Raw genomic sequence first — 24,442 nt, forward strand, 5'->3', positions numbered from 1 at the left:
AGCGTGGAGCAGGGACCGGATGGGACAGTTGCTCCGGTTGCGGAAACCGAGGGCGATGCCACGCAGATGCTGATGAAAATTTGGGTGACAGCAGTCAATACGGCCTGGGGCAAGTCGGTGACAGATGGCTGCTACCCCAGCGCAACAGCAGGATCATCCCGATCCCCAGCCCGAGCTCACTGCGTTCGGTGTTAGTGAAGAACCTCCGGGCCGACAGTGATCACGGCTTTGAGGCTGCTGCCTGATCGACTCGCATTTTCGAAAGTGGAGATTCTGTTTCAGTTGCTGAGAGTTCTCTGAGCCATGGGTCAAACACACTCCCGCAGTCGTACCGTCGAAATGTCAATGAAGATGTCGCGACTAAGTGTGCTGTCATGTCCCACCTACAAGATCCCACCCCGACTGCTCACGAACACAGAACACAGGTCAGACGCGCTGCGATCGCCAGCACCATCGGCACGACGATCGAGTGGTACGACTACTTCCTCTACGGCACCGCCTCGGCGCTGGTGTTCCCGCACCTGTTCTTCCCCGGCGTCTCGCCATACATCGGCACCCTCGCCGCCTTCGCCACCTACTTCGTCGGATTTCTCGCCAGGCCAGTCGGCGCTGCGATCTTCGGGCATTGGGGTGATCGAATCGGTCGCAAGGTCATGCTCATCGTGACCCTGCTGATGATGGGAATCTCAACCGCCCTGATCGGGGTTCTTCCCGGCTCTGACAGCTGGGGAGACGCTGCCCCGATCATCTTGATCCTGCTGCGCGTGATCCAGGGCATCGCTGTCGGTGGCGAGTGGAGCGGCTCGGTCCTGCTGTCCATGGAATGGGGCGATCAGAAACGTCGTGGCCTCATGGGCAGCTGGCCGCAGCTCGGCGTCGCCATCGGCCTCATCCTGTCCACGGCACTCATGACGATCTTCAACGGGGTCTTCGGCAAAGACGCATTCGTCACCTGGGGCTTCCGCATCCCTTTTCTGCTCAGCCTCGTGCTGGTGGCCATCGGCCTCTACATCCGATTGAAGATCATGGAGACCCCGCAGTTCAGCAAAGTGGTCGCGCAGCAGGAGACGACGACCGCTCCGCTGCTGCAGGTCTTCCGCCGGTTCCCGAAGGAGATCATCCTTGCGGCGCTTCTGAGGATGTCCGAGCAGATGCCGTTCTATGTGGTCACTGCCTTCGTCCTGTCGTATATGACCTCCGGCGAACACGGCCACGACTATACATACAGCTTCGTGCTCATCGGCACACTCATCGCCGCGGGCGTCGAATTCGTCCTGGTCCCACTGTTCGGACTCTTCTCCGACACGATCGGACGGAAGACGATCTACGCGTGGGGTGCGGCGATCATGGGCGTGTGGGGCTTCGTCTACTTCGCTCTCCTCGACAGCGGCGTCACCTGGCTGGCATTCCTCGCTCTGTGCCTCGGCCTCGTCCCTCACGCTATGCAATACGGCCCGCAGGCGTCGATCATCGCCGAGTCCTTCCCGACGAACCTCCGCTACACGGGAGCAGGCCTGGGGTATCAACTCTCGTCGATCATCGCCGGCGGCCCCGCTGCTCTCATCGCGACCTGGCTGATCCACCAGTTCGGGACCGGCTATGCGGTCTCGGTCTACATTCTGATCTCTGCGGTGATCACTCTGATCGCGCTCAAGCTGCTCAAAGACCGGTCGCGGGCCGACATCACGGACGAGGCGACCTATGACCGCGCGACCCGCTGACGACAGAAGCATGCGGACTTCATCTCGATCTCACCGTCTTCGACAGTGCCGGTCCCTTCAGAGCCGGAACCTCGTGCCCGCGGAAGTCCTTCGTGCGGGTCGGTGAAGTCGGCCAGCGAGCGGTGATCCTGTTGCGCAGCTGCCTGCCCCGAACGCTCTTGACCACATTGCAGAGGCAGGCGATCACGAAGAGGACAACCCCAGCGATCACGACGATGACTGCGGGAAGCCGGAACGAAGCGAAGGTCGCGACAGCCCCGGAGAAGCCGGGCTTTCGACCGCTCCGAGAATGATGGTCGCGGTCGCGAACACTATGGCGATGGCGGAGATGATCGCCAACCCCTGCGCCAAGCGAGCCGACTGCCGGAATCCGTATTCGACCAAGGCCACTCGAGGCGGACGCGCAGCCGTGGGGTCATCGATGATCGCCTGGAGGCTCTCCCGTTCCGACGCGCGGCCGGCAGCTTCCAACAGGATGCCGATGATCGCCACCACCAGGACCAAGACGAACACGACGATGAGCACCGTGAGCGTGACGCCGATGATGTGTTCGACCTCCGGCGGATAATCGGCCCGGGGTCCCGTCTCTCGGGTGTACCGATTCGCCTGGGGGTAGAGCAGCATGAGGAGCATGTACATCGCTTCGCCTCCGAAGCAGCCGAGGGCGATAGCGGCATACGTGAGTCGGCGCCCGAGGGTGACGCGTCGGTCCCTCGTCCACCGCGATGCGCCCCGTGCCGCTGAGTGCTGGCCTTCGGCGGCACTGGACTTGCCTGCCAGGTCCCAGACGGACTGTTCGTCATCGGCTGTCCAGTGTTCCCCCGATGCGCAGTTTTCGGCGCTGGTGCTGCGGCTCGATGGATCTGTGCAGACGGCGATATCCGAAAGCGACGGCGACGAGGAAGAGGGCGCTGACCAAGGACAGCACGGGAGCCTCGGCGCTGACTGTCAGGATCAATATGGTCAGGACGAGCGCGGGAACGGGCAGACCGAAGTAGAGGTACCACCAGAGCTGATGGAACTTCTGCTGGACGATGCCGGCAACCTGTTCGGGAGTGGGCACAGACGAACGCGGTGCACCGTTGGCTGCGGCCTCGCGGACGGACCGTGAGACCGCGATGTCGCGGAGACAGTGGCCGAGGGCGACGAGCCCCGGCGCGATGAATCCGAGCACCAGGAGCACACGGAGACTCATCCGTGCCAGCTGGTCAGTCGCCTCACTGATGGCATCGATCGCGCTGTCGGGGATGCCGTTGGAAGCCAGAACCCCGGACACGCTGCGGTCTTCGACGGCCATGGCTGTGACGATTGTGATGATCGCGGCGATCAGCACGCCGATCGCGAAACCGCCCAGCGTGCGCGTAAGGACGCTGCCCACTTCGCCCATGAAACCCGTTCGGTATTCGTACCAGTGCGGCCGGGCGCTCGCTTCTTCCCCTTCCTTCTCGTCTCTGCCCTTACGCATGCGCTCATCGTATCGAGCCGTGGATGCGGCAGGCGGAGACGGTTCCAGTCCTGAACGATCAGCACCCCACCCCTCGGCCGCGGGCTAAGGTGAAGAGTGATGCTCACCTTCACCAGAGTCCTCGGCAAATGCCTGACGATCACCACAGCGGCCGCGATCATCGTGATGATGGTCCACATCGTCGTACACGCGCTCGCCCGCTCGCTCTTCGACGCCCCGATCTACGGCACCAACGAGATCGTCGAATACTGGTACTTACCCGTCGTGGCTCTGCTCGGCATTCCGGCCGCCCAGCTGCAGAAGGAGCACATCACCGTCACAATGGCCATCGAACGGGCACGCCCGGCCACCGCCTCGGTGTTCAAGGTCTTCGCCTGCGTCCTCGGCGTGCTCGTGTCCCTCTCCTTCGCCTGGTTCGGGTTCGGCAGGGCCTTGGAGAACATGGCGATCGGGTCGACAGCCGACGTCTCCGACATCATCACCTGGCCGGTCTACTTCCTCGTCCCCGTCGTCTTCGTCCTCCTGGCCGTGCTCTATGTCCTCGACGCCATCGTCATCGCCCGCACCAGACAGACCGACCTCGACCTCGTGACCGGCCAACCGGCCGAACCCGAGACCAGAACAATCGCCGACGGAAGCGAACTGTGAACGCGAACACCGATTCTGCGGCCCTGCCGCCGGAGGCCACCGGCGCACCCCAGACGCTCTTTCCCTCCGGCTCCCGTCGCGATCGCCCCGGCGCACTTGCCCTCACCATCGGATTCGGGCTCGTCGCCGTCTGCCTCGCCGGTCTCTTCACCAGCCCGAGCGCGGCCATCGGGGGAGCGTGGTGCATCGCCATGATGCTGGTCCTCCTGTTCCTGTCCGTGCCCGTGGCCATCGCCCTGTCCGTGCCGTCGATCATCGGCGTCTACGCCGTGTCCGGCATCCCGGCGACCATGAACATCCTGGCCACAGCACCCTTCAGCGCCGTCTCGGACTGGACGCTGAGCGTGCTGCCGATGTTCATCTTCATGGGCATGCTGCTCACCCGATCCGGACTGTCGACGAAGATCTACCGCGTCGCCGACCACTGGTTCAGCTGGCTGCCCGGCGGCATCGGCATCGGCACGACCTTCGCCGGAGCCGGACTGTCCGCCGTGACCGGATCGACGATCGGCATGACCTACGCACTCGGCCGAGCCGGAATCCCCGAGATGCTCAAGGCCGGCTACGACAGACGCATGGCCGTCGGCACGATCATGGTCTCGGGAATGACCGGCAACCTCATCCCACCGTCGATCCTCATGGTCGTCTACGCCGGAATCGCCTCCGTGCCGGTCGGCCCCGCCCTCATGGCGGGCGCCCTGCCCGGCATCCTGCTGGCGATCTGCTTCGCCGTCTTCATCTTCGCCATCGGCCTCATCGCCCCGAGACTCGTCGGCCGCGGCATCGGCACCACCGATCGGACCCGACCCACGTGGCGTGACCGCTTCACCTCCCTGGTCGGCATCTGGGGCTTCGCCATCATCCTCGTCGTGCTCTTCGGCGGCATGTTCTCCGGCATCTTCACCCCCACTGAGGCCGGGGCTGCGGCCGCACTCTGCTCGGTTCTGCTGTGCCTGTGGGAGAAGAGGCACGACCTTCCGTGGCAGAAGGTCGCCGAATCGGCGCTGGCGACGGTGTCGGCCACCTCGGCGATCTTCTTCATCATGATCGGCGCGACGATGCTCACCAGTCTGCTGGCGATCACCGGACTCGCCCCCATCCTCACCGGGTTCATCACGAGCCTCGGCCTGTCGACGGTGGGCTTCCTGCTCGTGCTCATCGTCCTCTACGTCATCATGGGCATGTTCTTCGACACCATGTCGATGATGCTGCTGACCATCCCCATCCTGCTGCCGGCGCTCGAGACGATGGGGGTCAGCCCGCTGTGGTTCGGGGTCTTCGTCGTCCTCCTCGGCGAATTCGGCATGATCACCCCGCCGGTCGGCATCATTCCCTATATCGTCCACAGCATCGCGACGGACCCCGAGGTCAACCTCGGCCACACGGTCTCACTGCGCGACATCTTCATCTCACTGCTGTGGTTCCTGCCCGTGGCCGTGGTCTTCCTCGTCCTCATGATCGCCGCCCCCGGAATGACGGAATGGCTGCCTGACCTCATCGAACGCACCAGCGGCGGAATGGCCGCAGGCTGACCCTCGCCGAGGCGGCCCCACCCGATCGTCGACCCCGCCGACCCGGGGCTTGCACACGGTGTGAGCGGAGTCATGGTGAGGGTGACCTCATTCGGATCTATGATCGAAGAGAATTCTCAGCCGTCGTTCAAAGGAGTCTCATGAAACGCATCCGTTCGGCGGCAGCCCGCCCCGCCACCGTCACCGCGATGCTCGCGTCTTTGGCCCTGCTCGCCGGGTGTGCGGGATCCGTCGGTGGGAGCGGTTCGGATTCGGAGGCCTCCGCGGGGGAGGGCTTCGCCGCGGATGCGTCGCAGGATGAGATCGATGAGGCACTGGCCGACCTCGACCCGGTGACGCTGAAGTTCCAGCCCTCGGCGATGTCGGAGAAGTCGATCCTCGCGCCCAACGGGCTCGACGTGAAGAAGGCCATCGAGGAGCGCTCGGGCGGGAAGATCACCGTCGACGTCGTCTGGGGTCAGGCGATCGCCAGCTACGACGACGTCGATGATGCCCTGGCCGACGGCCGCGTCGACCTCGCATTCACCCTGCCGTCCTACACCCCGGCCGAATATCCCGCCTTCGACGCCCTGGGCACCGCGATGTCGACGCTGCCGTCGTCGCCGGTGGCCAGTGACCTGGCGGCGAATGCGGCCGGTGTCCAAACCGCCTGGGAGACGCCCGAGGTCCTCGCCGAGTTCGAGGACAAGGACCTCGTTCCCCTCATCCCGATGCTCGCCGCCGGCGGATACTCGACGATGTGCTCCGAACCGATGACCTCGGCCGATGATTGGAAGGGCCAGCAGATCCGCGTCGGTTCGTCCGCCGCCGGCAAACAGGTGACCGACCTGGGCGCGACCCCGGTGTCTTTGTCGTTCCCCGAAACCTATGAGGCGCTGCAGCGGGGCACCGTCGACTGCGATCTCGGGCAGCTGGCCCCGAACGTCGAGGCCGGCACCTTCGAGGTCGCACCGAACATCGGTGTCGCCTCCGATGCGGGCATCGCTCGCTCGGCCGGAGCGATCGTGGCGGGCAGGAAGTACTCCGAGCTGCCGGTGGCCTACCAGCAGGTGGTCTTCGACGCGATGTCGACGACGTTCTCCACCATGATGGAAGTCGTCATCGGAGCCAAGGCTCAGGCGGTTGAACAGGCGAAGGACAACGACGGGTCCGTCGAACCCTTCGATGATGATGTGCAGAAGCAGATCGCGACGTATGCGAAGACGCTGTCGGACAAGACCGCCCAGAAGGCCGACGTCGCCGATGTCCCCTCGACGCTGAGCAGTGCGGGGGAGGAGTGGCAGAAGACCGTGACCGACCTCGGCTTCGACGACAAGGGCGACTTCGCCTCGCTCGATGAGTGGTACCCGGAGGACGCTTCCTACGACGACCTCGGCGATGCACTGTTCGACACGGTCATGGCCGAGCATCGGCCGGAGTGATCGGGCTGAGGCTGCGGTGGCACGCACCGTCGGTCACTCCCACTCGTTCCATATTCGACATCAAGGAGAACCATCCATGTCCATCGATCTGACTCAGTTCGAATCGTTGAGTTTCGACTGCTACGGCACGCTCATCGATTGGGAAGCGGGAATCGCGGCCGTCATCGGCCCCTGGGCTCGCCGACACAACCCTGAGATGACCGACGAAGAGGCCTTAGTCGCGTACTCCGAGAACGAGGCAGCCGTCCTGCGCGAAGCCCCCGGGACTCTCTACCCCGATGCCCTGCGCGAGGCCTTCCGTCGCACCGGAGATGCCTTGGGCTATCCCGTCACCGATGACGAAGCGGACGCGTTGGGCACCTCAGTCCCCGATTGGCCGGCGTTCCCGGATTCTCAGGACGCACTGACCCGGCTGAAGAAGCACTATCAGCTCATCATCCTCTCCAACGTCAACCGCGAGGGCTTTGCCGCCAGCAATCGCCGACTCGGTGTCGAGTTCGATGAGATCATCACCGCCGAAGACGTCGGCTCCTACAAGCCGAACCCCGCGAATTTCGATGCCCTTGCCACTCGGGTCGAAGAGATCGGGCAGACTGGCAGACTTCTCCATGTTGCCCAGTCGCTCTTCCACGACCATGCGCCGCGTAAGGCTATCGGCGTGCCGGGGGTCTGGATCAATCGTCGTCACGATCGTCCGGGCTGGGGTGCGACCCCGGACCCTCGAAGCGACGTTGCAGTCGATGCTGAGTATCCGTCGATGGCCGCTTTCGCCGATGCCGTGGATGAAGCGTTCTCTGCATGAGTCACGACTCATTCTCAGCCACCCCTGATCTATTAGGCTGGTGAGGGCACCGAGCCGCGGTTCACCGCGCCGAGGTCCGGGGCACCTCGGCGAACGCTGCAGCACCTCGGCGGGGGGAGACAGACGACGGAAGGATGACGGGTGACGATCCTCTACTCCATCGGGCTGGGTGTCCTCAGCGCGCTCATCGTCGGATTCCTCGTCCGGCGGATGATGTTCACCGGCACCGGAGCCGCCCGCAACACGATCGTCTCCCTCATCATGGGCCTGTCGATCTGGCCCATCACCCTCCAGGCTTACAAGATGCTCGGTATCTCCGCCGGCGGATACTATCCGACCCTGGATATGAGCTTCCCGGCGATCATGGTCTTCCTGCTGCTCTTCGCCTGGTTCATTGTCATCCAGATGTTCGTCCTGCTCGCGATCGAACTCATCATGCCCTCGGGCACGCTGAGTTCGATCATCCGCAACGCTCCGAAGATCCCGACCTGGTACCGGCGTCTCAACCGGCTCGCGCAGATCCAGAAGATCCTCATCAAGTTCGGCCTCTCCCGCTACCTCAAACCGCGGATTCCGACCTTGCGGGTGTCCTTGCGTGAGATCGCCTCGACCACTCGTGACGCCTTGGCCGCGTCCGGTGTCACCTTCATCAAACTCGGCCAGTTCATCGCCACCCGCGGAGACATGATCCCGCACGAGTTCGTCGAGGAGTTCTCCACCCTGCAGGCCGGGGTGAAGCCCGTGGCCTTCTCCGAGGTCAAGGACCAGCTCGAGGCCGAATGGGGCAGGCCCGTCGCCGAGGTGTTCGCCGAGTTCGACGAGATGCCCTTCGCCGGCGCCTCGGTCGCTCAGGTCCACCGGGCGGTGACCTGGGATGGCCGTGCGGTGGCGGTGAAGGTGCAGCGACCGAAGATCCGCAAACAGGTCCGCGCCGACTGCGATATCGTCCTCACGCTGGCCGAACGCCTGGAGCGGACGACGGAGTGGGCGCAGAAGATCGGCATCGGCAAGCTCGCCCACAGCTTCGTCGACTCCCTGCAGGGCGAACTCGACTACCGCGGGGAACTCAGGCATATCGAAGCGCTCAGGCTCGCCGATGAGGCCGGACGGTCGTCAACGCATACGGACTCGGTCGTCCACATTCCGCACGTGCACAGGGAGCTGTCCGGCGAGTACGTCCTCGTCATGGACCTCGTCGAGGGCACTCCGCTGTCCCACGCCCCCGAGGTCGTCGACAGTCTGTCTGAGATCGCACGCCGGGAGATCGCTGAGGACCTGTTCCTCATGGTCGTGCGTCAGGTGCTCGGCAAGGGCATCTTCCACGCCGACCTTCATCCGGGCAATATCGTCATCTCGCAATCGGGTCGAGCCGGACTGGTCGACTTCGGGGCCGTCGGCCGCATCGACAAACGCGACCGGCGTGCCATCGCGCTTCTGCTCATGGCCTTCGATTCCCAGAACTCACAGGCGGCGACGGCCGCGATCCTGGAGCTGTTGGGAACGCCGAGTGATGTGAACCTGCGGGAGCTGCAGCGGGAGATCGGGCAGATCATGCTCAAGTACGGTGACGGTCTGCCGGGGTCGACCTCGGCGGCACTGTTCGGTGAGCTCATCGACTTCGTCGTCGACTTCGGGTTCCCGATGCCGGTATCGGTGGCCACGGCCTTCCGCGCGATCAGCACCCTCGAGGGGTCGATCACCCGGCTCGTTCCCGAACTCAACCTCTTGGCACTGGTGACCCATCACGGCAGAACGCTGCTGCGCGAAGTCGGGGGACTGGGCGTCGACCGGCAGGAACTGACACTCTACGCGGCCGCGACCGCACCGCAGATGGCCGAGCTGCCCGGACAGCTCTCACGCATCGCCGGCCACCTGCAGGATGGAACCCTCGACGTCGGCACGAGCGGTCTGAACATCTCGATGATCAAGAACCTGCTCAAGTCCACCGTCGAGCAGTTCATCCAGGTGATCGTGTCGACGGCGCTGATCCTCGGGGGAGTGATCCTCATGGCCGCGGACTTCGGCCCGGCGCTGGCCCCCGAGCTCAAGCTCTTCACCTACTTCGGCGCCTGGGTGCTGTTGGCCGGCTGTGTCATCGCCGCACTGGTGCTGGCACCGGCGCTGCGGCAACGGATGGTGTGGGACGGTCTGGGGTAGCTTCCCGGCAGGGATGGCAGGCGACGAGGTCTTTTCAAACTCAGCGTGCGCGGGTTAGCGTGCTGTCATGAGCAAGTCGGTCAGCGTCGTCCCCAGGGTCCGAGGAGACATCGGGCCGGGCCGCACTGCGTTTATGCTCGGCGCCGATGGTGCACAGTCGTTGTTGGCGCATTGCCCAGCTGTTCGCGGCGGTGACTGCTGATGCCGTCGACGTCCGAGGTTGCCGATCAGGCGGATCTGTTCGAGTCCGTACTGGAGTCTCTCGGCTGCCAGGTGAGCACACCGGCGCCCATCGTGCTCATCGATGTGGTCGCCGACAATATCGCGCGGATGCAGGCCTTTGCCGATGAGCACGGAAAACAGTTGCGCCCACATGTGAAGACGCACAAGAGCGTGCGCATCGGTCGGATGCAGCTCGAGGCGGGAGCCGCCGGGCTGACGGCAGGCAATCTGAGTGAGGCTGAGATCTTCGCTGAAGCCGGGTGCTCGAACATTCTCATCGCCTACCCGCTGTGGGCCGTGGGCACGAAGGCTCCTCGTTTGCAGCAGCTGGTGCAGAAGACGCAGTTGAGTGTGGGAGCCGAGAGCTATGCCGGCATCGACCGTCTCGCCGAGGCGGTCGGTGAGTTCGGGAGTTCTCTGGGCATCGTCGTCGAGGTCGACTGCGGTGCGCGCCGATCCGGTGCGACTGCCGCAGAAGCCGGTGCGCTCGCCGCCCATGCCCGAGACCGGGGGCTCAAGCCACTGGGGGTCTTCACCTATCCGGGGCACGGAGGTTCGGCCGATACGGCCGAAGGAGCCGCGGCCGATCAGGCAGAGGCGCTCGCCCGTGCCGTGTCCTCACTGGACGAGCACGGGATCGAACCGCAGGTGGTCAGCGCCGGGTCGACTCCGACCGCGCAGTTCAGCACCGATTCGGTGATCACCGAGATTCGGCCGGGCGAGTACGTCTTCAACGACTTCGACAACCTCCTCATCGGCGACTGCGAGGCTTCCGATATCGGTCTGTTCGTCGCAAGCACCGTCGTCAGCGACCAAGGGCACGAACACGTCATCGTCGACGCGGGAACGAAAGCGCTCTCCCGCGAAGGAGACGACAAGCGCGGCTACGGCCGGGTGCCGAGCTACGATGGTCGACTCTCGGCCCTGAACGAGTACCACGGATTTCTCCGGCTGCCCGATGACGGTGCCCGACCGGCGGTGGGCCAGAGCGTGGCCATCGTCCCCCATCACGTCTGCCCGGTCGTCAACAGCTTCGACGAGCTGATCATTGCGAACTCCGACGGTGAGCTCATCGACCGCTGGCGCGTGGACGCGCAGGGCCAGCTGAACTGACGACCTCGGCGAGCTACGCCGGAGCGAGACGAACAGGCGCGAATGTAACGTCGGCGTGACGAGGCTGAATAAGGGCAACGTGCAGCCTCGGAGAGATTCAGGAGAGTTCGTCGACGAGTGTGACGCCGAGTGAGTCCGCGAGCCGATCGACAAGCAACCACCCAGAACCTTCGAGCAGCGCGCCGAACGATGATCTATCGGGCACGAGCTGCCAGTCACCGCGCTCAGTGGGCACGCGATCAGCGAAGACGATGAGCACTTTCGCTGCCGGTTGTTGATTGATCTCGGCTTGTCGTGAGTGCCATACGATTCCGGCGACGTCCTGCATCGAAGAATGGATGTGCTTCGCCACTCGCCGGGCGCACGGGTAATGTTCTCGCGGACTGGAGGCGACGGCGCTGCGTTCGATGCCCAATGTTCTCAGTGAAGCGTCCCGAAGGTCCGCTATCAGAAGATCGGTCGGAAGTCTGACTCTGGCATGAGCTTTTCCGAAGAGAGTGGAGACGTTCACTTCCCGGGGTGTCTTGATCGGGACGTCATGGAAGCTGGTTTCAAGCAGAGTGGCTTCAAGACTCTCGGCGAGATATATGCTGGGGACACGCTCTCCGCTCGACTCGTCGTCGAACGGGGAGAATCGCGAGTTGCACTGACCCGGATTGCGTGTGGCATACCCGTCCACGGCGTTGAACACTCGGAACCACTCGCTGTCGGCCTTCAGCGAAGTCGCTGGCACTTTGCCGTCTCCGGCGGCCTCGGTGAGCTCTCTGACCGCGACTGGGCACCGTGCGGGATCAGGGCAGTCGAGTCGTTCCTTCGGCAGGATGACCGGGCTCATCCAATTCGAGCCTTCGCGTCCCTGAGATCTTCCGCATAGAGCTCCGCGGCCGTCAGCGCACGATCCGGATGCGTTTCCGCAACCACCGCTGGTATCTCATCACTGAGCAGACCTGTAGGAGCGGTCAACCAGGACCATAGTCCCCAAGCACCGATTTCGGCCTTCAGCAGCGGAGTGATGAGCGCGGCGACGTTCTTCTTCAGACCTCCCCGGTCAGTCAGCTGCACCTTGGGGATGAGCGTCTTGCCCTCCACTTCGATGGTGAACATGGTGAGCCTGTCACGGTGGCGTGCCACCCAGGCGCGCGTCGTGCTCTGCGAACGTCCGCGCAGGACAGCCAGAGATTCGTAAGTCTCTGCCCCCTCTTCTTCCAGCAGGCGAGCACGGAACGACACATTGCGCTGTGCCTGTCTTTGAGTCTCTTCGGAAATGAGCGGCCCAGTCTTCGATAGATAGGAGTGGGCCAAGCGGCGAGTCAGAGATGAGCGTTCGTGGAGCTGTTCCTTGATGATGGCCCGGTAAAGCTCGAGGGCGTTCTCGACGTCCATGGGGCTCAGGCCCTCAGCGCTGGCCTGCGACGATTCGCGTCCCTCGGCGTGTGCTTGGTGGCGCTGCGAGAACCCATACGCGTTTGCGGTCACAGTATGCCTCCAAACTGTCCTCCAGTTGTAGCAACCGGTGAAGGCCGATTGAATCGTAGCGGATTGCTGCATTCTCTGTGCGGAGGACGGCTGCTCGTGGACGGGCATCGGGGCCGCAGCAATCTGACGGAACCGAGGCAGCGTTTGAGTGGAAGGGATGTCCGAGTTCCTTCGTGCACATGACCTCCGCCGAGGGGCGATCGAGTTCGTCCCTGACTTCGAGATGAAGATGACGACCGGAGGAATGCGCTCAGTGGGCGGCGAGTCGAGGTATGACGTCACTGATTGTCACGCCTGGCCTCTGCGCTCGCCTCCTCAAGCAGCTTCTTCCGGCGTTTGAGGCTGGCTCGACTGACCGAGAACGCAATGAGTGCGAGCACGCTGATCTTCGCTGTCGTCCACACCCAGTCCGGGATATCGAAGGGGAGATCGATGCTGGGCAACCAGCCGAAGAGGATATCGAACAGCCAGCCGAGGAAGCGGCCGATGGCAGACAGCAGGGACCCGAGTGGTTCGAGCATACGCGCCAGCCAGTTCATGACCGGTTCGAGAAGCGGCGTGAGATGTCGAGACAGCCAGGCCTTGACCGGTTCGGCGAGGAAGGACAGGAGCGCTCCGAGCCCCAGGAGCGGGATGACCAGACGCATGATCGTAATCAGTCCTGCTATGAGAGCGAATCCAGTCGGGTGTGCAGTGCGCTTGAGATCGCGTGCTTCTGATCGGCTTCCTGCCTCCGGCAGCAGCGGGACGATGTCGCCACCCGCATGGATTTCTGCCTCACCGGCGTCGCCGAGCGCCGAGGTGGTCACATGGATCTGCTCGCGATCGACCAGCTTTCCCTCGACCGTCGGTCTTCGGGCGACGATGCGAACGGTGAACCAGCCACGGACGCGGGCTTCGACGACGTTTGCATCCTTATTGGTGCTGTCGGCCTCGGGAAGATGATCGACGCCATCGATGCTCAGGGCAAGAACCTTCGTCCGCCACGGGGAGTGGCGAACTGTGACGGAATAATCGTGACGACGCGCATGGCCGGAATAGGTCGTGATCGAGCGGAACCGTCGATGGGGTCGATTCATCGCTTCAGTGTACAAGCTCGGTTGTCACGAAACGTCATGATGAATGGTGGAGTTCTTTCAGCTCTTCGCGGCGGCTGGCAGGCGCCGAAGCGGGTGCACCACCATCTGCAAGACGGAGAACGTTCCGGATCTGACAGTCGACGATCCACGCATGTGCGCCTTCGTTAGGATGGCGACTATGACAGAAGAAGGGCAGGAACCGACGACCGCGAACACGACTCGCATCAAAGACACCGCTCTGATCTTCGAAGGCGGTGGTATGCGGGCTTCGCTGACGAGTGGAATGGTCGTCACGCTGCTCGACGCCGGGCTCGATTTCGATTGGGTCGCCGGCATCAGCGCCGGGGCGTCGAATGCCGTGAACTATCTGTCCGACGATGCCCGTCGTGCCCGCAGGTCCTTCGTCGAGTTCGCCGCCGACGAGCAGTTCGGCGGTCTGCGCTACTTCGCTCGCGGGCAGGGCATGTTCAATGCGGAGTACATCTATCAGAAGGCCGGTGGTCCGATTGAGGCCCTGCCGTTCGACTGGGAGACGTTCGACTCGAGTACGAACCAACTTCGGGTCATCGCCTTCGACGCCGAATCCGGTGACGAAGTCGTGTGGTCGCGCAAGGACACCCCGCGCATCGACGACCTCATGATCCGCGTCCGGGCTTCGTCGACGATGCCCGGGCTCATGCCGCCGGTGCACCTCAACGGGCACGTCTATGTCGATGGGGCTATGGGAGAGGACGGAGGAATTGCGCTGAGCCAGGCCCAGCGCGAAGGGTTCGAGAAATTCGTCATCGTGCTCACTCAGGAACGGTCCTACCGCAAGGCACCTCAGCGATTCTCTGCGATCTACCGCGGCATCTTCCGCCGGTACCCGGCACTGGCCGACGCACTGCTGACCCGGTGGAAGCGATACAACGAGACACGCGAGCGCATCTTCGCCCTCGAGGCCGAAGGCAAAGCGCACGTGTTCGTTCCCGAACGCATGCCGGTCGACAACAGCACCCGCGATCTCTCGCGCCTGGCAGCCGCCCACCGGATGGGGCTGTCCCAGGCGCGGCGGGAATTGCCGGCGATTCGGGAGTTCGTGGGGGAGGCGGCGGAACGATTGCGGTGAGCTGCTGGAGCAGTGTGCAGTCTGTGCTGTTCCAGCAGCCGGGTGATCACGAGATCGATCGCCGAGATCGCATCCTCCCAGTTCGACCGTGATGACAGGCCGTCGTACAGGCGGATCGAGATCCATTCGGGATCGGCCTCAATCCATCGCGCCTGTTCGATGGCGAAGAGTTCGTCGATGAAATCGGCGCTGAACAGTTCCCTCACCCGAGTGCTGCTGCCCCTCTCGCAGAAGACGGCCTTCCGGGGAGGATCATGGTCGTCGAAGGCGACGGTGTGCCAATCGTAGGGGTCGGTGCTCGAGTACTTGATCGATGCAGCGTGAGTTCTGAGTTCGTCGTGCCGCTTGCAGCACAGCCGGGGCAATTGCCCTCCATGACGGACGGCGATGTATCGCCGTGTCGTCGACAGCTGGTACTCGCTTCTTCGCAAGAACGTGAATTTACCGGCTCGCACATCCCGACCGGCCATCTGCCAGTCGAAGCGTTCGACATCGGTGGAGGGCAGTGGGAGAATTTCGGCGGGCATCGCAGCGATCGGCACGTCATCGTCCGAGTCCCCGAACCACGTCTTGATGCCATTCGTCCTGGCGAACTGGACGAGACGGACGCGGTCATCTCTCGAATCCGGGATCCCCCGGAAGTGGACGAGGGCACCGACGGCCACGAGCAGCGCGAAAATAGCCAACTCGATGCTGATCGATACGACCGAAGCGCCCCACCACCAGTGGCAGCCGAAGAGCGCTCCGACCCCGAGGAGGGTGATCACGATGGCGACATCGCACCCGATCTCGTCGGATTTCCACTCCGGTCCCAGATCTCCCGCCTCTCCGGCGGCATAGTACTGTTCGGTTTCCTCTCCGGTCGGTCTCCTCTCGAATGCCGAGAAGTCGAATTCACCTGCTTCCACAGAAAAACCCTAACAACGAGCCGACTACCTGAGCGGTCTGCCTTTCGGTAACAGCGCGGCCGAAGATCACAGGTGCAAGCAAGAAATATCTCAGCAAATGACTACAGCGAATGTAACCGCGTCAGGGCCTCCTGCTAGATTCACTGAGTATGAGCAACCACCCGAATTTCCGTGAATCACAGCCCTCGACCGAGCAGGGCGCGACGAAGAAAACGAAATCCAAGCCCGTCCTGCTCGGCGTTGCTGCGGTCGCGGTCGTGGCGCTCATCGCCGGCGGCTCCTTCGCCTACTTCTCCGGGTACAACCCCTTCGGTGATCCGGAACCCAACTACGCGCAGACTCCCAGCCAGTCCGATGTCATGGACTTCAGTGGATTGGGTCAGGACATGCACCTCAACGGTGCGCCGCTGACCGCCTCAGCCGAAGCGAGTGAGACCTCCTCTCATATCCTGCGGTTCATTGGCTCGACCACATCGATTCTCACCCGAGTGGGGGACGACGATACGCCTGCTTGGACGGTGTCGATCCCGCACCAGGATATCGATACCGGCGAGACCGAGCCGCTGGACGAGGCGCTCGACCCTGAGTCCTCCGAAGACACCTCCGACGAGGAGGAGAAGCTGGCGGGCACTCCCGCCGCGTGCCGAATCTCCGGCGGCGCTGTCCAGTGTGGAAACCGAACGGTCGCACTCAGCGACGGGTCGATGACGAAGGCAGAGAACACAGCCGAGGTCGACCCCGATCCCGCATCGTCGAGGGTCCCCCTCGACGTCGACGAAGAAGGGACAGTGACCGGGCCGAACGATCAGACCTATGACGGTCTGAACCTCGATCCCGAGGCCCATGCCTCAATGATCGCCGGTGCACAGGCGGGGGAGACCGGACCGTGGGTGGTCTCCGATGGTCAGACTCTTGCCGCCGTCGATTCCGACAGCGTCCTGTGGACGCAGGACCTCGATTCCTCCGCCGCCGAGGTGACCGGACTCGGCGACAAACGCGTCACCCCGTCGTGGACGGCCGTCGACGGTGTTCTCATCATCGGAACCTCGGACGCGGTGAGAGGCCTCGACCTCTCGACCGGTGACCAACTGTGGGCCGTGTCCGCGCCGACCGACGGGTTCGCGGTCTCCGGCAGTCAGCTGCGCATTCAGCATGAGGGTGCGGTGAGCTCGTTCGACTTCACGGACTCTGCGGACGACGAATCAGTGACGGCTGACAAGGGATTCGACGAGAGTATCTCGGCGCTGCCGGCACCGAAGCTTCCGTCGGAGGACGACATTCGGAACGCGAAGCTGGAGGTCCCTCCTGCCTGTGCGGAGTTCACCTCGGCCGAGGGAGCGAAACAGGATTTCACGGACGGCAAGGCCGCAGAAGGGGAGTACGGGGAATCGATTGCCATCAATGACGTGACAACGTCGTTGGCCGCGCCGAAGCCGATGGTCGCGATCGACTTCGTCTGTTATCCGGGTGGGAACTGGGTGACGGATTCGGTCGGTGTCTATGACCAGAAGCTCGACCTCATCACTTCGATCGAGCCGTGGAGTGCGGACTCGGACTTCCAGCAGCTTGCCGACTTCAACCGCAGCATCGTCTCCGCGGTCGATATGACCGGGCCCTATATGACAGCGATGATGAGCAATATCGCCGTCTACGGTGACGAGGACTACAACGCGGCAGAGCGCACGGCGGAGGCGGAGCTCCGCTTGGCATGGTCGAAGGGAGGATACGAACCTCAGGATGTGCTGTTCAACGCCGACGGAGCCGCCGTCCGGGTCCCGGAGGTCGAGGAGGTTCAGAAGTTCGTCGATGCGGCTGCGAAAGGCGACGATGACACCGCCGGTGCGATGGCCACTGATGAGGTGATGCGAGACCTGGATACGGTCATCGGGGATGCATCTGCGAACCCGCCGCTGACCTACCGCAATCTGGTTCTCCAGGACGGGACCGAAGTCGATACCTGCGAACTCATCGGAGTCGTGGATGAGGAATACGGGGACTACACCATGAGCAATGGTGTTGAACTGATGGAAGGTATCGGCGGCTTCGGCTCCGGTTCCATCGAGGCCGGCGATGTCATCTGTGGACTGAAGGGACCAGACGAAACGATCGACCCGGATGATGACGGCAGCTGGTACGCAGCGCACCTGTTGCTGAAGGGCAATGAGGCGGGCGCGGTGAAGGTGTATTCGGTGTCTTCTTACACGGGGTGATGGCAGACAGACCACCGAGGCCATTAATCCTGCTGGTATCCCAGCTTCACTGAGATCTCCTTCGCGGCGGCCTTCATCACCGGGACAAGCGCATGCATCCGATCTTTCGGCATATAGGGACGTGTGGCTGACAGCGAGACTCCTGCGACGATACTCCCGCTGCCGTCGCGGATCGGGGCGGCCACACACCGGATCCCAGGTTCATTCTCCTCAAGGTCGAATGTGGCACCGTCACGTGTGTAATCGCGCATTCGTTTGACGAACGCTTCCACCGCAGGAGAACCAGAACCGGGGTTCTCAGTTGTGAAGACTCGTTCCCAACGGTCCTCTTGCCCTAACAGCAGTGCCTTTCCCACCCCCGTGCGAGTCATCGGCATGCGATGTCCGATGCGTGAGCGCATTTCGGCACCGCGCGTCCCAGGGATCTTGTGGAGGTAGAGCACCGACTCAGCGTCCTCGACTGAAAGATGAATGGTGTCCTGGGTTCGCGCGGCAAGAGCGTCGAGGCTTTCACGAGCGACGACTGGAAGCGGATCCTGATTGAGCGCGGTGAACCCGTACTCGATGAGAGTCGGGCCCAAGCGGAACTCGCCCGGTGACCCGTGCCGTAGGTATCCCATATGCACGAGAAGCTGGATCATTCGATGCGCACTTGAGCGACCGATGCCGGTCGACTCGACGACGGCTTTGAGAGTCGTCGATCCACGAGCGATGGCACTGATGATCTGTAGGCCCTTCGCCAGTGTCTGTGTGCCCTGCGGGATGGTTTCCTGTGCGCCGGGTCGAGTGTCTTCTGTCATCACACCAGTATGTCACGGATCCCACATATAGGGACCGCGATGGCGCATGGTGGAACACGTCCTCATAGTGGCACTTATGATCGAACTGGCAACACCCGAGGCACCGCAGCTGATCGGCCTCGACTGGGGGACGAGCTCGTTGCGTGCTTTCCTCATCGGCCATGAGGGAACGATCCTCGGGGAGCGAAACGGCTCGGACGGGATCATGGCTGTGGACCCCGAGACGAAAGACCACCGGGGCGACTTCTCCCGGATCGCTCAGGTGGCCATCGGAACCTGGCTTACCGCACATGGCCCCTTGCCGATCTTGGCCTGCGGAATGATCGGTTCGGCCCAGGGCATCGCCGAGGCGGGATACATCGATCTGCCAGCAGATCTCAGTGCTGTGGGGCAGCAGCTGACAGCAATCGGATTGGACATCGGCGAGCTGCATATCGTTCCCGGATTGCAGAAGACGGCGACTGAGACGACCGCCCCGGACGTCATCCGCGGCGAGGAGACCCAGCTGCTCGGGCTGCTCGATCCCGAACGGACCGACCCCACCACCGTGATTCTTCCCGGTACCCATACGAAATGGGTCGGCTGCCAGGGACAGCGCGTCACCGATTTCTCCACCTCGATGAGCGGCGAACTATTCGGTCTTTTGAGCACGTCCTCAATTCTCAGTCGCCTGGCCGAACCCACCGACGACTTCCACCCGGACGCCTTCGACTGGGGCCTGAGCGTCGGAGCCGATGACCCCGCAGCGGTCACCTCCTCGATCTTCTCCGCCCGGACCTGGGCGCTCGAAGGTCGCCTGCACCCCGAGGAGATCAACGATTACCTTTCGGGGTTGCTTATCGGCGCCGAGGTGACCAGTCACCTCTCCACTACCGCAGATTCGTCAGCCACCGTCATCGTCTGCGGAACCGCAGACCTGACAATGCGGTACACACATGCACTCCACCGCCAGGGGCGGAAGACTGTCGACGCAAATCCCCGCGCTGCTGCCACTGGACTCCTCCGCATCGCCAAACAATCCGGCCTCGTGCCGACCAAGGAGAACTCCCATGCCTGACACTGTCCCCACCGGCCTCATCGCCATCCTCCGCGGGGTTCACCCCGACGAAGTCCTCGACATCGCCGGAGGCATCGTCGCCGCCGGATTCTCAGCCATCGAGGTTCCACTCAACTCACCCGACCCCCTCGTCTCGATCGCCGCATTGGTCGATCAGTTCGGCGACGAAGTGGAGATCGGCGCTGGCACGGTACTCACAGCCGACCAGGTCCGCGAGTGCGAGCGCGCCGGTGCCCGCATCATCGTTGCCCCCGACACCGACACCGAAGTTATCCAGACCGCGCTCGGGATGGGCCTCACCCCCTACCCGGGAGCCGCGACGCCGACCGAGGCATTCACTGCCATCAAGGCAGGTGCCACCAAGGTCAAACTCTTCCCCTCCTCAGCGGTCGGAGTCAGCGGGATGAAGGCCTGGAGCGAAGTTCTTCCCGAAGGCACCGAACTCTTCCCCGTCGGGGGAGTGGGAGCCGACAACGCCGCCGAATGGCGAAACGCCGGAGCCGCGGGCCTGGGCCTGGGTTCCTCTCTCTATCGCCGAGGCGACCGCCCCGATGAGGTACGCGTGCGGGCTGAGGCGATCGCCTCGGCGTGGGCGCAAAACCACTGAACCGACCACCGACACATCAACGACAACAACCGAACGAAAGGCCAGACCAATGAAGATCACGTCGATGACGACGTACACAGTGCTGCCTCGGTGGCTGTTCCTCAAGATCGAGACCGATGAGGGGATCGTGGGATGGGGTGAGCCCATCCTCGAAGGCAAGGCAGCGACCGTGGCTGCCGCCGTCGATGAGCTCTCCGACCTGCTCATCGGCAAGGATCCTGCGAACATCGAGGACCTGTGGACGATCATGTACCGCGGTGGCTTCTACCGCGGTGGCCCCATTCTCATGAGTGCGATCTCGGGCATCGATCAGGCACTGTGGGACATCAAGGGCAAGGCGCTCGGCCAGCCGGTGTATCAGTTGCTCGGTGGGAAGGTTCGGGATCGTATCCGCACGTATTCGTGGATCGGCGGAGACCGCCCCGGCGATACTGCGGCTGCCGCGCTGGAGACGAAGAACCGCGGATTCACTGCCGTGAAGATGAACGCGACCGAGGAGCTGCAGTTCATCGATTCCTACACCAAGGTCGACCAGGTCATTGAGAACGTCCAGACGATTCGGGAGGCAACGGGAGAGGACTTCGGCATCGGCGTCGACTTCCACGGGCGAGTGCACAAACCGATGGCCAAGGTCCTCATCAAGGAGCTCGAACCCTACCGGCTGCTCTTCATCGAAGAGCCGGTCCTGTCCGAACACTTCGGTTCACTGCGCGACGTTATGGCCAATACCCCGACGCCGATCGCGCTGGGGGAGCGGCTCTTCTCCCGGTGGGACTTCCGGGAAGTGATCGCCTCCGGCGCGGTCGACATCATCCAACCGGATGTCTCCCACGCCGGCGGAATCACCGAGACGCGGAAAATCGCGATGATGGCCGAAGCCTATGACGTGGCACTCGCGCTGCACTGCCCCTTGGGCCCGATCGCTCTCGCCTCCTGCCTGCAGGTTGACGCCGGCAGCTACAACGCCTTCATCCAGGAACAGAGCCTGGGCATCCACTACAACACGAGCAACGACCTGCTCGACTACGTCACCGATGCGACCGTGTTCAACTACGACGATGGCATGATCGACATCCCGTCCGGGCCCGGGCTCGGCATCGAGGTCAATGAAGACTATGTCATCGAACGAGCGGCGGAAGGGCACAGGTGGCGCAACCCCATCTGGCGTCATGCCGACGGCTCCTTCGCGGAGTGGTAAGGAGAGACCGATGACGAAACTCGACACTGCAGTCACCACTCGCCCCACACGGATCCGCTACATCATCGCGGTTCTGCTCTTCATCACCGTCGTCATCAACTATATGGACCGGGCCAACCTGTCCATCGCGATGCCGGCACTCTCCCAGGAGTTCGATCTCACAACAGGACAACAAGGAATGCTGCTCTCGGCATTCGGTTGGACCTACGCTGCGATGCAGCTGCCCGGCGGGTGGCTCGTCGACCGAGTCCGACCGCGCGTTCTCTACTCCTCCTGCCTCGTGCTGTGGTCGCTCGCCACTCTATTCATGGGAATGTCCGGCGGATTCGTAGCACTCATTGTCCTGCGGCTGATGGTCGGTGGATTCGAAGCGCCCGCGTACCCAATCAACAACAAGGTCGCGACCGCATGGTTCCCCGAACGTGAACGCGGACGGGTCATCGCCTTCTACACGTCGGGTCAGTTCATCGGTTTGGCGTTGCTTACTCCGGTGCTGTCGTGGCTACAGGCTGTGCTCACCTGGCACTGGGTATTCATCCTCACCGGTGTCGTCGGAATCATCTGGGCCGCGATCTGGTGGTTCGTCTACCGCGAGCCGCGCGACAAGTCGGGAGTCAACCAGGCTGAGATCGACCTCATTGACTCAGGTGGAGGGCTCGTTGACGTCGAGAGCGGAGTGAAAAGGGAGGCCAAGCCGAAACTCAAATGGTCCGACGTCAAGGTCGTACTGACTAGGCGGAAGCTCTGGGGCATCTACCTCGGCCAGTTCTGCCTGACCTCGACGCTGTGGTTCTTCCTCACCTGGTTCCCGACGTACCTCGTCGATTATCGAGGCATGGACTACATCGAGTCAGGCTTCATGGCCTCACTGCCGTTCATTGCTGCCCTTGTGGGAGTTCTGCTCTCCGGGTGGGTCTCGGACTTTATGGTCAAGAGGGGCCTATCGCTGGGCATGGCACGGAAGCTGCCGATCATCATCGGCCTGGCGATGACAGTGTTCATGCTCGGCGCCAACTACACGGACTCGTCGGCTCTGGTCATCGTGTTCATGTCGATCGCCTTCTTCGGAAACGGCTTCGCCTCGATCACTTGGTCACTGGTATCTGCACTGGCACCTGAGCGACTGCTGGGACTGACGGGCGGTATGTTCAACTTCATCGGCAACCTGTCGTCGATCGCGACCCCGATCGTCATCGGTTTCCTCGTCAGCGACATCGACTTCGCCCCGGCCTTCGTCTACATGGCCGCGATTACGATCGTGGGCGTGCTGTCATACGTGTTCCTCGTCGGCAAGGTTGAGCGCGTCGAGGAATAGGCACTACCCCAGGCTCTGGGCGATTCGACGGTTGCGGGATTCAATGAATTCATTGTTCGCCTGCAGATAGCCGATGAGGTCGCCCGGAGTCTTCGGGACAGCTGGGGTGGAGAAGTCATCGAAATGATGAAGAAACCTGATCTGCGAAGTCTGGTGGTCCCAGAGGTCATCGAGAAGGAAGAACTCGACGTATTCCGGAAAGCTCGAGAACAATCCGAAGAAGGCGGAGTATCTCTTCAGAGTGGCAGCTAGGGCGTGTCTGATAAATTTCCCGGTGGGATTCTGAAACCCTGGAATCGTGTCTCGATTCCAACTACTCACTGATGACCAATGGGCTCTCATCGCCGACTACCTCCCGGCACCGACAAGCCGACGAGGCCGCCCGTTCTCCGATCCCAGACAGATGGTCGAGGGCATCATCTACCGCTACCGCACCGGTATCGCTTGGCGCGATCTGCCCGAGACCTTCGGCAAATGGCAGACCGTGTGGACCTGGCACCGCCGCCTCGCCGCCGACGGCACCTGGGATGCCATCCACCAGGCTCTGACTGTCCACGCGGCAAAGAATGACAAGGTCGACTTCACCGTCTCAGTCGACTCCACGATCGCTCGCGCACATCAACACGCGACGAACATCAGCCGCGTAAAAAAGGGACTCGTCGAATTACAAGGATCTACTGACAGAGTCGCCTGACCACGCTTTCGGCCGCTCGCGCGGAGGCTTGTCGACAAAGACTCATCAGCTCGTCGATGGCCACGGGCTGCCGCTGGTGTCGATCTGCACCGCTGGTCAGGACGGCGACAGCCCGATGCTCGCCCCTCTGTTGGACAACCTTCAGGTCGGTCGACGCACCCGCCCGGACGCCGTCCTTGGCGATAAGGCCTACTCATCGAGAGCGAACCGGTCACTGCTGCGGTCGCGGAAGATCGAGGCAGTCATCTCCGAACCGTCCGATCAGCAAGGCCATCGTCTCCGGCGAGGATCAAAGGGTGGCCGTCCACCGAAGTTCGACGCGATCAAGTACAAGGGTCGCAATGTCATCGAGCGCGGTTATGCCCGTTTGAAGCAGTGGCGAGGACTGGCCACTCGCTATGACAAACTCGCCGTCGTCTATCGAGCAGCTGTCGTGCTCAACGGTGTCATCGCTTGGTTACAGCATTTATCAGACACGCCCTAGGGCGATGCCGAACACAGTCCACGTGAGGACAGACCAAATGCTCACGGAGTTTAAGCCTTTCAAAGCGACGGATTGCGCCCCTCACATGGTTCTGGGCCGGTTGGGCTTTCTCACTTCCGTGGGGGTGATATCAGTATAGGACGATGCCACTGACATAACTGACTTACCCCATCTGAAGTGTATTCTCAGCGTCGAGCATTGATCCGAACAATGAACTACTCACGACATATCGGGCGCTGGTGACTGCCTTCCGTGCTCGCTCTCGGCAGGAAGAGCACTGGCCGCTACTCTGCCGATGACCAGGTGAAATGTAGTGAACGACGACGTGGAGTCAGTACTCTGCGCCGCGCGCGGAGACGTTGCAGAACCTCGTCGTGGCTTTCACCGCGCAAACTGACAGATTCGAGATAGCATGACGAGAGTAG

General features: G+C 62.7%; 21 protein-coding genes. 15 read left to right on the forward strand and 6 right to left on the reverse strand.

Translation table 11 applies throughout. The features are described from left to right. The first annotated feature begins 374 nt into the window (after positions 1-374). On the forward strand, positions 375-1,721 hold the full coding sequence (locus IG171_RS04710) for an MFS transporter (protein WP_212130240.1): 1,347 nt from the start codon (positions 375-377) through the stop codon (positions 1,719-1,721). A 207-nt stretch (positions 1,722-1,928) separates the two neighbouring features. On the opposite strand, the gene IG171_RS04715 is transcribed toward IG171_RS04710, so the two are convergent. Together IG171_RS04715 and IG171_RS04720 are read right to left on the reverse strand one after the other, a co-directional pair. Beyond that, positions 1,929-2,360: a hypothetical protein gene (locus IG171_RS04715; protein WP_212130241.1), complete on the reverse strand. Its 432-nt coding sequence runs from the start codon at positions 2,358-2,360 to the stop codon at positions 1,929-1,931. A 160-nt stretch (positions 2,361-2,520) separates the two neighbouring features. After that, positions 2,521-3,186, reverse strand: coding sequence for a hypothetical protein (locus tag IG171_RS04720; protein ID WP_212130242.1), 666 nt, complete (start codon positions 3,184-3,186; stop codon positions 2,521-2,523). 99 nt (positions 3,187-3,285) lie between these two features. On the opposite strand from IG171_RS04720, the gene IG171_RS04725 reads away from it, so the two are divergent. From IG171_RS04725 to IG171_RS04750, 6 genes are all read left to right on the forward strand, one after another. Then, positions 3,286-3,834 (forward strand): TRAP transporter small permease, encoded by a 549-nt coding sequence (locus IG171_RS04725; protein WP_212130243.1) that lies wholly within the window; start codon positions 3,286-3,288, stop codon positions 3,832-3,834. Further along, the gene (locus tag IG171_RS04730) at positions 3,831-5,366 is read left to right on the forward strand and encodes a TRAP transporter large permease (protein ID WP_212130244.1); all 1,536 of its coding nucleotides are present in this window, start codon (positions 3,831-3,833) and stop codon (positions 5,364-5,366) included. The genes IG171_RS04725 and IG171_RS04730 overlap by 4 nt, the downstream gene beginning before the upstream one ends. A gap of 140 nt (positions 5,367-5,506) precedes the next feature. Further along, positions 5,507-6,787: a TRAP transporter substrate-binding protein DctP gene (dctP, locus tag IG171_RS04735; RefSeq protein WP_212130245.1), complete on the forward strand. Its 1,281-nt coding sequence runs from the start codon at positions 5,507-5,509 to the stop codon at positions 6,785-6,787. Positions 6,788-6,863: 76 nt separating this feature from the next. After that, positions 6,864-7,589: a haloacid dehalogenase type II gene (locus IG171_RS04740; RefSeq protein WP_212130247.1), complete on the forward strand. Its 726-nt coding sequence runs from the start codon at positions 6,864-6,866 to the stop codon at positions 7,587-7,589. Between the two features lie 141 nt (positions 7,590-7,730). Next, positions 7,731-9,746, forward strand: coding sequence for an AarF/UbiB family protein (locus IG171_RS04745; protein ID WP_212130249.1), 2,016 nt, complete (start codon positions 7,731-7,733; stop codon positions 9,744-9,746). A 201-nt stretch (positions 9,747-9,947) separates the two neighbouring features. Next, positions 9,948-11,081, forward strand: coding sequence for an alanine racemase (locus tag IG171_RS04750; protein ID WP_212130251.1), 1,134 nt, complete (start codon positions 9,948-9,950; stop codon positions 11,079-11,081). 97 nt (positions 11,082-11,178) lie between these two features. Here the strand turns inward: IG171_RS04750 and IG171_RS04755 are convergent, their stop codons facing one another. The 3 genes from IG171_RS04755 to IG171_RS04765 all read right to left on the reverse strand — a co-directional run bounded on the left by IG171_RS04755 (position 11,179) and on the right by IG171_RS04765 (position 13,636). Continuing rightward, entirely contained in the window at positions 11,179-11,916 is a 738-nt protein-coding gene (locus tag IG171_RS04755) for an RES family NAD+ phosphorylase (RefSeq protein WP_212130253.1), read from the reverse strand. Continuing rightward, the gene (locus IG171_RS04760) at positions 11,913-12,464 is read right to left on the reverse strand and encodes a hypothetical protein (RefSeq protein WP_212130256.1); all 552 of its coding nucleotides are present in this window, start codon (positions 12,462-12,464) and stop codon (positions 11,913-11,915) included. Before IG171_RS04760 ends, IG171_RS04755 begins: the two co-directional genes overlap by 4 nt. Positions 12,465-12,835: 371 nt before the next feature. Next, positions 12,836-13,636, reverse strand: coding sequence for a hypothetical protein (locus tag IG171_RS04765; RefSeq protein ID WP_212130258.1), 801 nt, complete (start codon positions 13,634-13,636; stop codon positions 12,836-12,838). A gap of 178 nt (positions 13,637-13,814) precedes the next feature. Between IG171_RS04765 and IG171_RS04770 the strand changes: the two genes are divergently transcribed. The 3 genes from IG171_RS04770 to IG171_RS04780 all read left to right on the forward strand — a co-directional run bounded on the left by IG171_RS04770 (position 13,815) and on the right by IG171_RS04780 (position 17,862). Beyond that, positions 13,815-14,744: a patatin family protein gene (locus tag IG171_RS04770; RefSeq protein WP_212130260.1), complete on the forward strand. Its 930-nt coding sequence runs from the start codon at positions 13,815-13,817 to the stop codon at positions 14,742-14,744. Positions 14,745-14,998: 254 nt separating this feature from the next. Beyond that, complete coding sequence (locus IG171_RS04775; RefSeq protein ID WP_212130262.1) at positions 14,999-15,703, forward strand: hypothetical protein; 705 nt, start codon at positions 14,999-15,001, stop codon at positions 15,701-15,703. A gap of 98 nt (positions 15,704-15,801) precedes the next feature. Then, a complete protein-coding gene (locus tag IG171_RS04780; protein WP_212130264.1) occupies positions 15,802-17,862 on the forward strand; it encodes a hypothetical protein in 2,061 nt (686 codons plus the stop codon). A 23-nt stretch (positions 17,863-17,885) separates the two neighbouring features. Here the strand turns inward: IG171_RS04780 and IG171_RS04785 are convergent, their stop codons facing one another. Then, positions 17,886-18,662, reverse strand: a complete 777-nt coding sequence (locus IG171_RS04785) for an IclR family transcriptional regulator (RefSeq protein WP_212130265.1) — start codon at positions 18,660-18,662, stop codon at positions 17,886-17,888. Between the two features lie 76 nt (positions 18,663-18,738). Here IG171_RS04785 and IG171_RS04790 point away from each other — a divergent pair, with 76 nt between their 5' ends. The 5 genes from IG171_RS04790 to IG171_RS04810 all read left to right on the forward strand — a co-directional run bounded on the left by IG171_RS04790 (position 18,739) and on the right by IG171_RS04810 (position 24,017). Then, on the forward strand, positions 18,739-19,719 hold the full coding sequence (locus IG171_RS04790; RefSeq protein WP_212130267.1) for a 2-dehydro-3-deoxygalactonokinase: 981 nt from the start codon (positions 18,739-18,741) through the stop codon (positions 19,717-19,719). Next, positions 19,712-20,326, forward strand: coding sequence for a 2-dehydro-3-deoxy-6-phosphogalactonate aldolase (locus tag IG171_RS04795; protein WP_212130269.1), 615 nt, complete (start codon positions 19,712-19,714; stop codon positions 20,324-20,326). Before IG171_RS04790 ends, IG171_RS04795 begins: the two co-directional genes overlap by 8 nt. A gap of 49 nt (positions 20,327-20,375) precedes the next feature. After that, on the forward strand, positions 20,376-21,524 hold the full coding sequence (gene dgoD, locus IG171_RS04800; protein ID WP_249204066.1) for a galactonate dehydratase: 1,149 nt from the start codon (positions 20,376-20,378) through the stop codon (positions 21,522-21,524). Positions 21,525-21,534: 10 nt separating this feature from the next. Then, positions 21,535-22,839 (forward strand): MFS transporter, encoded by a 1,305-nt coding sequence (locus tag IG171_RS04805; protein ID WP_212130273.1) that lies wholly within the window; start codon positions 21,535-21,537, stop codon positions 22,837-22,839. Positions 22,840-23,137: 298 nt separating this feature from the next. Continuing rightward, positions 23,138-24,017 (forward strand): IS5 family transposase gene (locus IG171_RS04810; protein ID WP_212130276.1). Its coding sequence is split into 2 segments (ribosomal slippage): positions 23,138-23,494 and positions 23,496-24,017, totalling 879 coding nucleotides; the frame shifts between segments, so codons are not numbered across the junction. Positions 24,018-24,442 lie beyond the last annotated feature (425 nt).

This window comes from Brevibacterium sp. SMBL_HHYL_HB1 (assembly GCF_018208375.1).
Classification (GTDB): domain Bacteria; phylum Actinomycetota; class Actinomycetes; order Actinomycetales; family Brevibacteriaceae; genus Brevibacterium; species Brevibacterium intestinavium.

What these genes read in the sequence shown, in the direction of transcription:
- IG171_RS04725 (WP_212130243.1), top strand. Translation starts at nt 3,286, where the DNA reads ATGCTCACCTTCACCAGAGTCCTCGGCAAATGCCTGACGATCACCACA.
- IG171_RS04760 (WP_212130256.1), bottom strand. Translation starts at nt 12,464, where the DNA reads ATGGACGTCGAGAACGCCCTCGAGCTTTACCGGGCCATCATCAAGGAA.
- IG171_RS04805 (WP_212130273.1), top strand. Translation starts at nt 21,535, where the DNA reads ATGACGAAACTCGACACTGCAGTCACCACTCGCCCCACACGGATCCGC.
- IG171_RS04755 (WP_212130253.1), bottom strand. Translation starts at nt 11,916, where the DNA reads ATGAGCCCGGTCATCCTGCCGAAGGAACGACTCGACTGCCCTGATCCC.
- dgoD (WP_249204066.1), top strand. Translation starts at nt 20,376, where the DNA reads ATGAAGATCACGTCGATGACGACGTACACAGTGCTGCCTCGGTGGCTG.
- IG171_RS04790 (WP_212130267.1), top strand. Translation starts at nt 18,739, where the DNA reads ATGATCGAACTGGCAACACCCGAGGCACCGCAGCTGATCGGCCTCGAC.
- IG171_RS04740 (WP_212130247.1), top strand. Translation starts at nt 6,864, where the DNA reads ATGTCCATCGATCTGACTCAGTTCGAATCGTTGAGTTTCGACTGCTAC.
- IG171_RS04720 (WP_212130242.1), bottom strand. Translation starts at nt 3,186, where the DNA reads ATGCGTAAGGGCAGAGACGAGAAGGAAGGGGAAGAAGCGAGCGCCCGG.
- IG171_RS04710 (WP_212130240.1), top strand. Translation starts at nt 375, where the DNA reads ATGTCCCACCTACAAGATCCCACCCCGACTGCTCACGAACACAGAACA.
- IG171_RS04770 (WP_212130260.1), top strand. Translation starts at nt 13,815, where the DNA reads ATGACAGAAGAAGGGCAGGAACCGACGACCGCGAACACGACTCGCATC.
- IG171_RS04750 (WP_212130251.1), top strand. Translation starts at nt 9,948, where the DNA reads ATGCCGTCGACGTCCGAGGTTGCCGATCAGGCGGATCTGTTCGAGTCC.
- IG171_RS04785 (WP_212130265.1), bottom strand. Translation starts at nt 18,662, where the DNA reads ATGACAGAAGACACTCGACCCGGCGCACAGGAAACCATCCCGCAGGGC.
- IG171_RS04715 (WP_212130241.1), bottom strand. Translation starts at nt 2,360, where the DNA reads ATGTACATGCTCCTCATGCTGCTCTACCCCCAGGCGAATCGGTACACC.
- dctP (WP_212130245.1), top strand. Translation starts at nt 5,507, where the DNA reads ATGAAACGCATCCGTTCGGCGGCAGCCCGCCCCGCCACCGTCACCGCG.
- IG171_RS04765 (WP_212130258.1), bottom strand. Translation starts at nt 13,636, where the DNA reads ATGAATCGACCCCATCGACGGTTCCGCTCGATCACGACCTATTCCGGC.
- IG171_RS04780 (WP_212130264.1), top strand. Translation starts at nt 15,802, where the DNA reads ATGAGCAACCACCCGAATTTCCGTGAATCACAGCCCTCGACCGAGCAG.
- IG171_RS04775 (WP_212130262.1), top strand. Translation starts at nt 14,999, where the DNA reads ATGGTCGTCGAAGGCGACGGTGTGCCAATCGTAGGGGTCGGTGCTCGA.
- IG171_RS04795 (WP_212130269.1), top strand. Translation starts at nt 19,712, where the DNA reads ATGCCTGACACTGTCCCCACCGGCCTCATCGCCATCCTCCGCGGGGTT.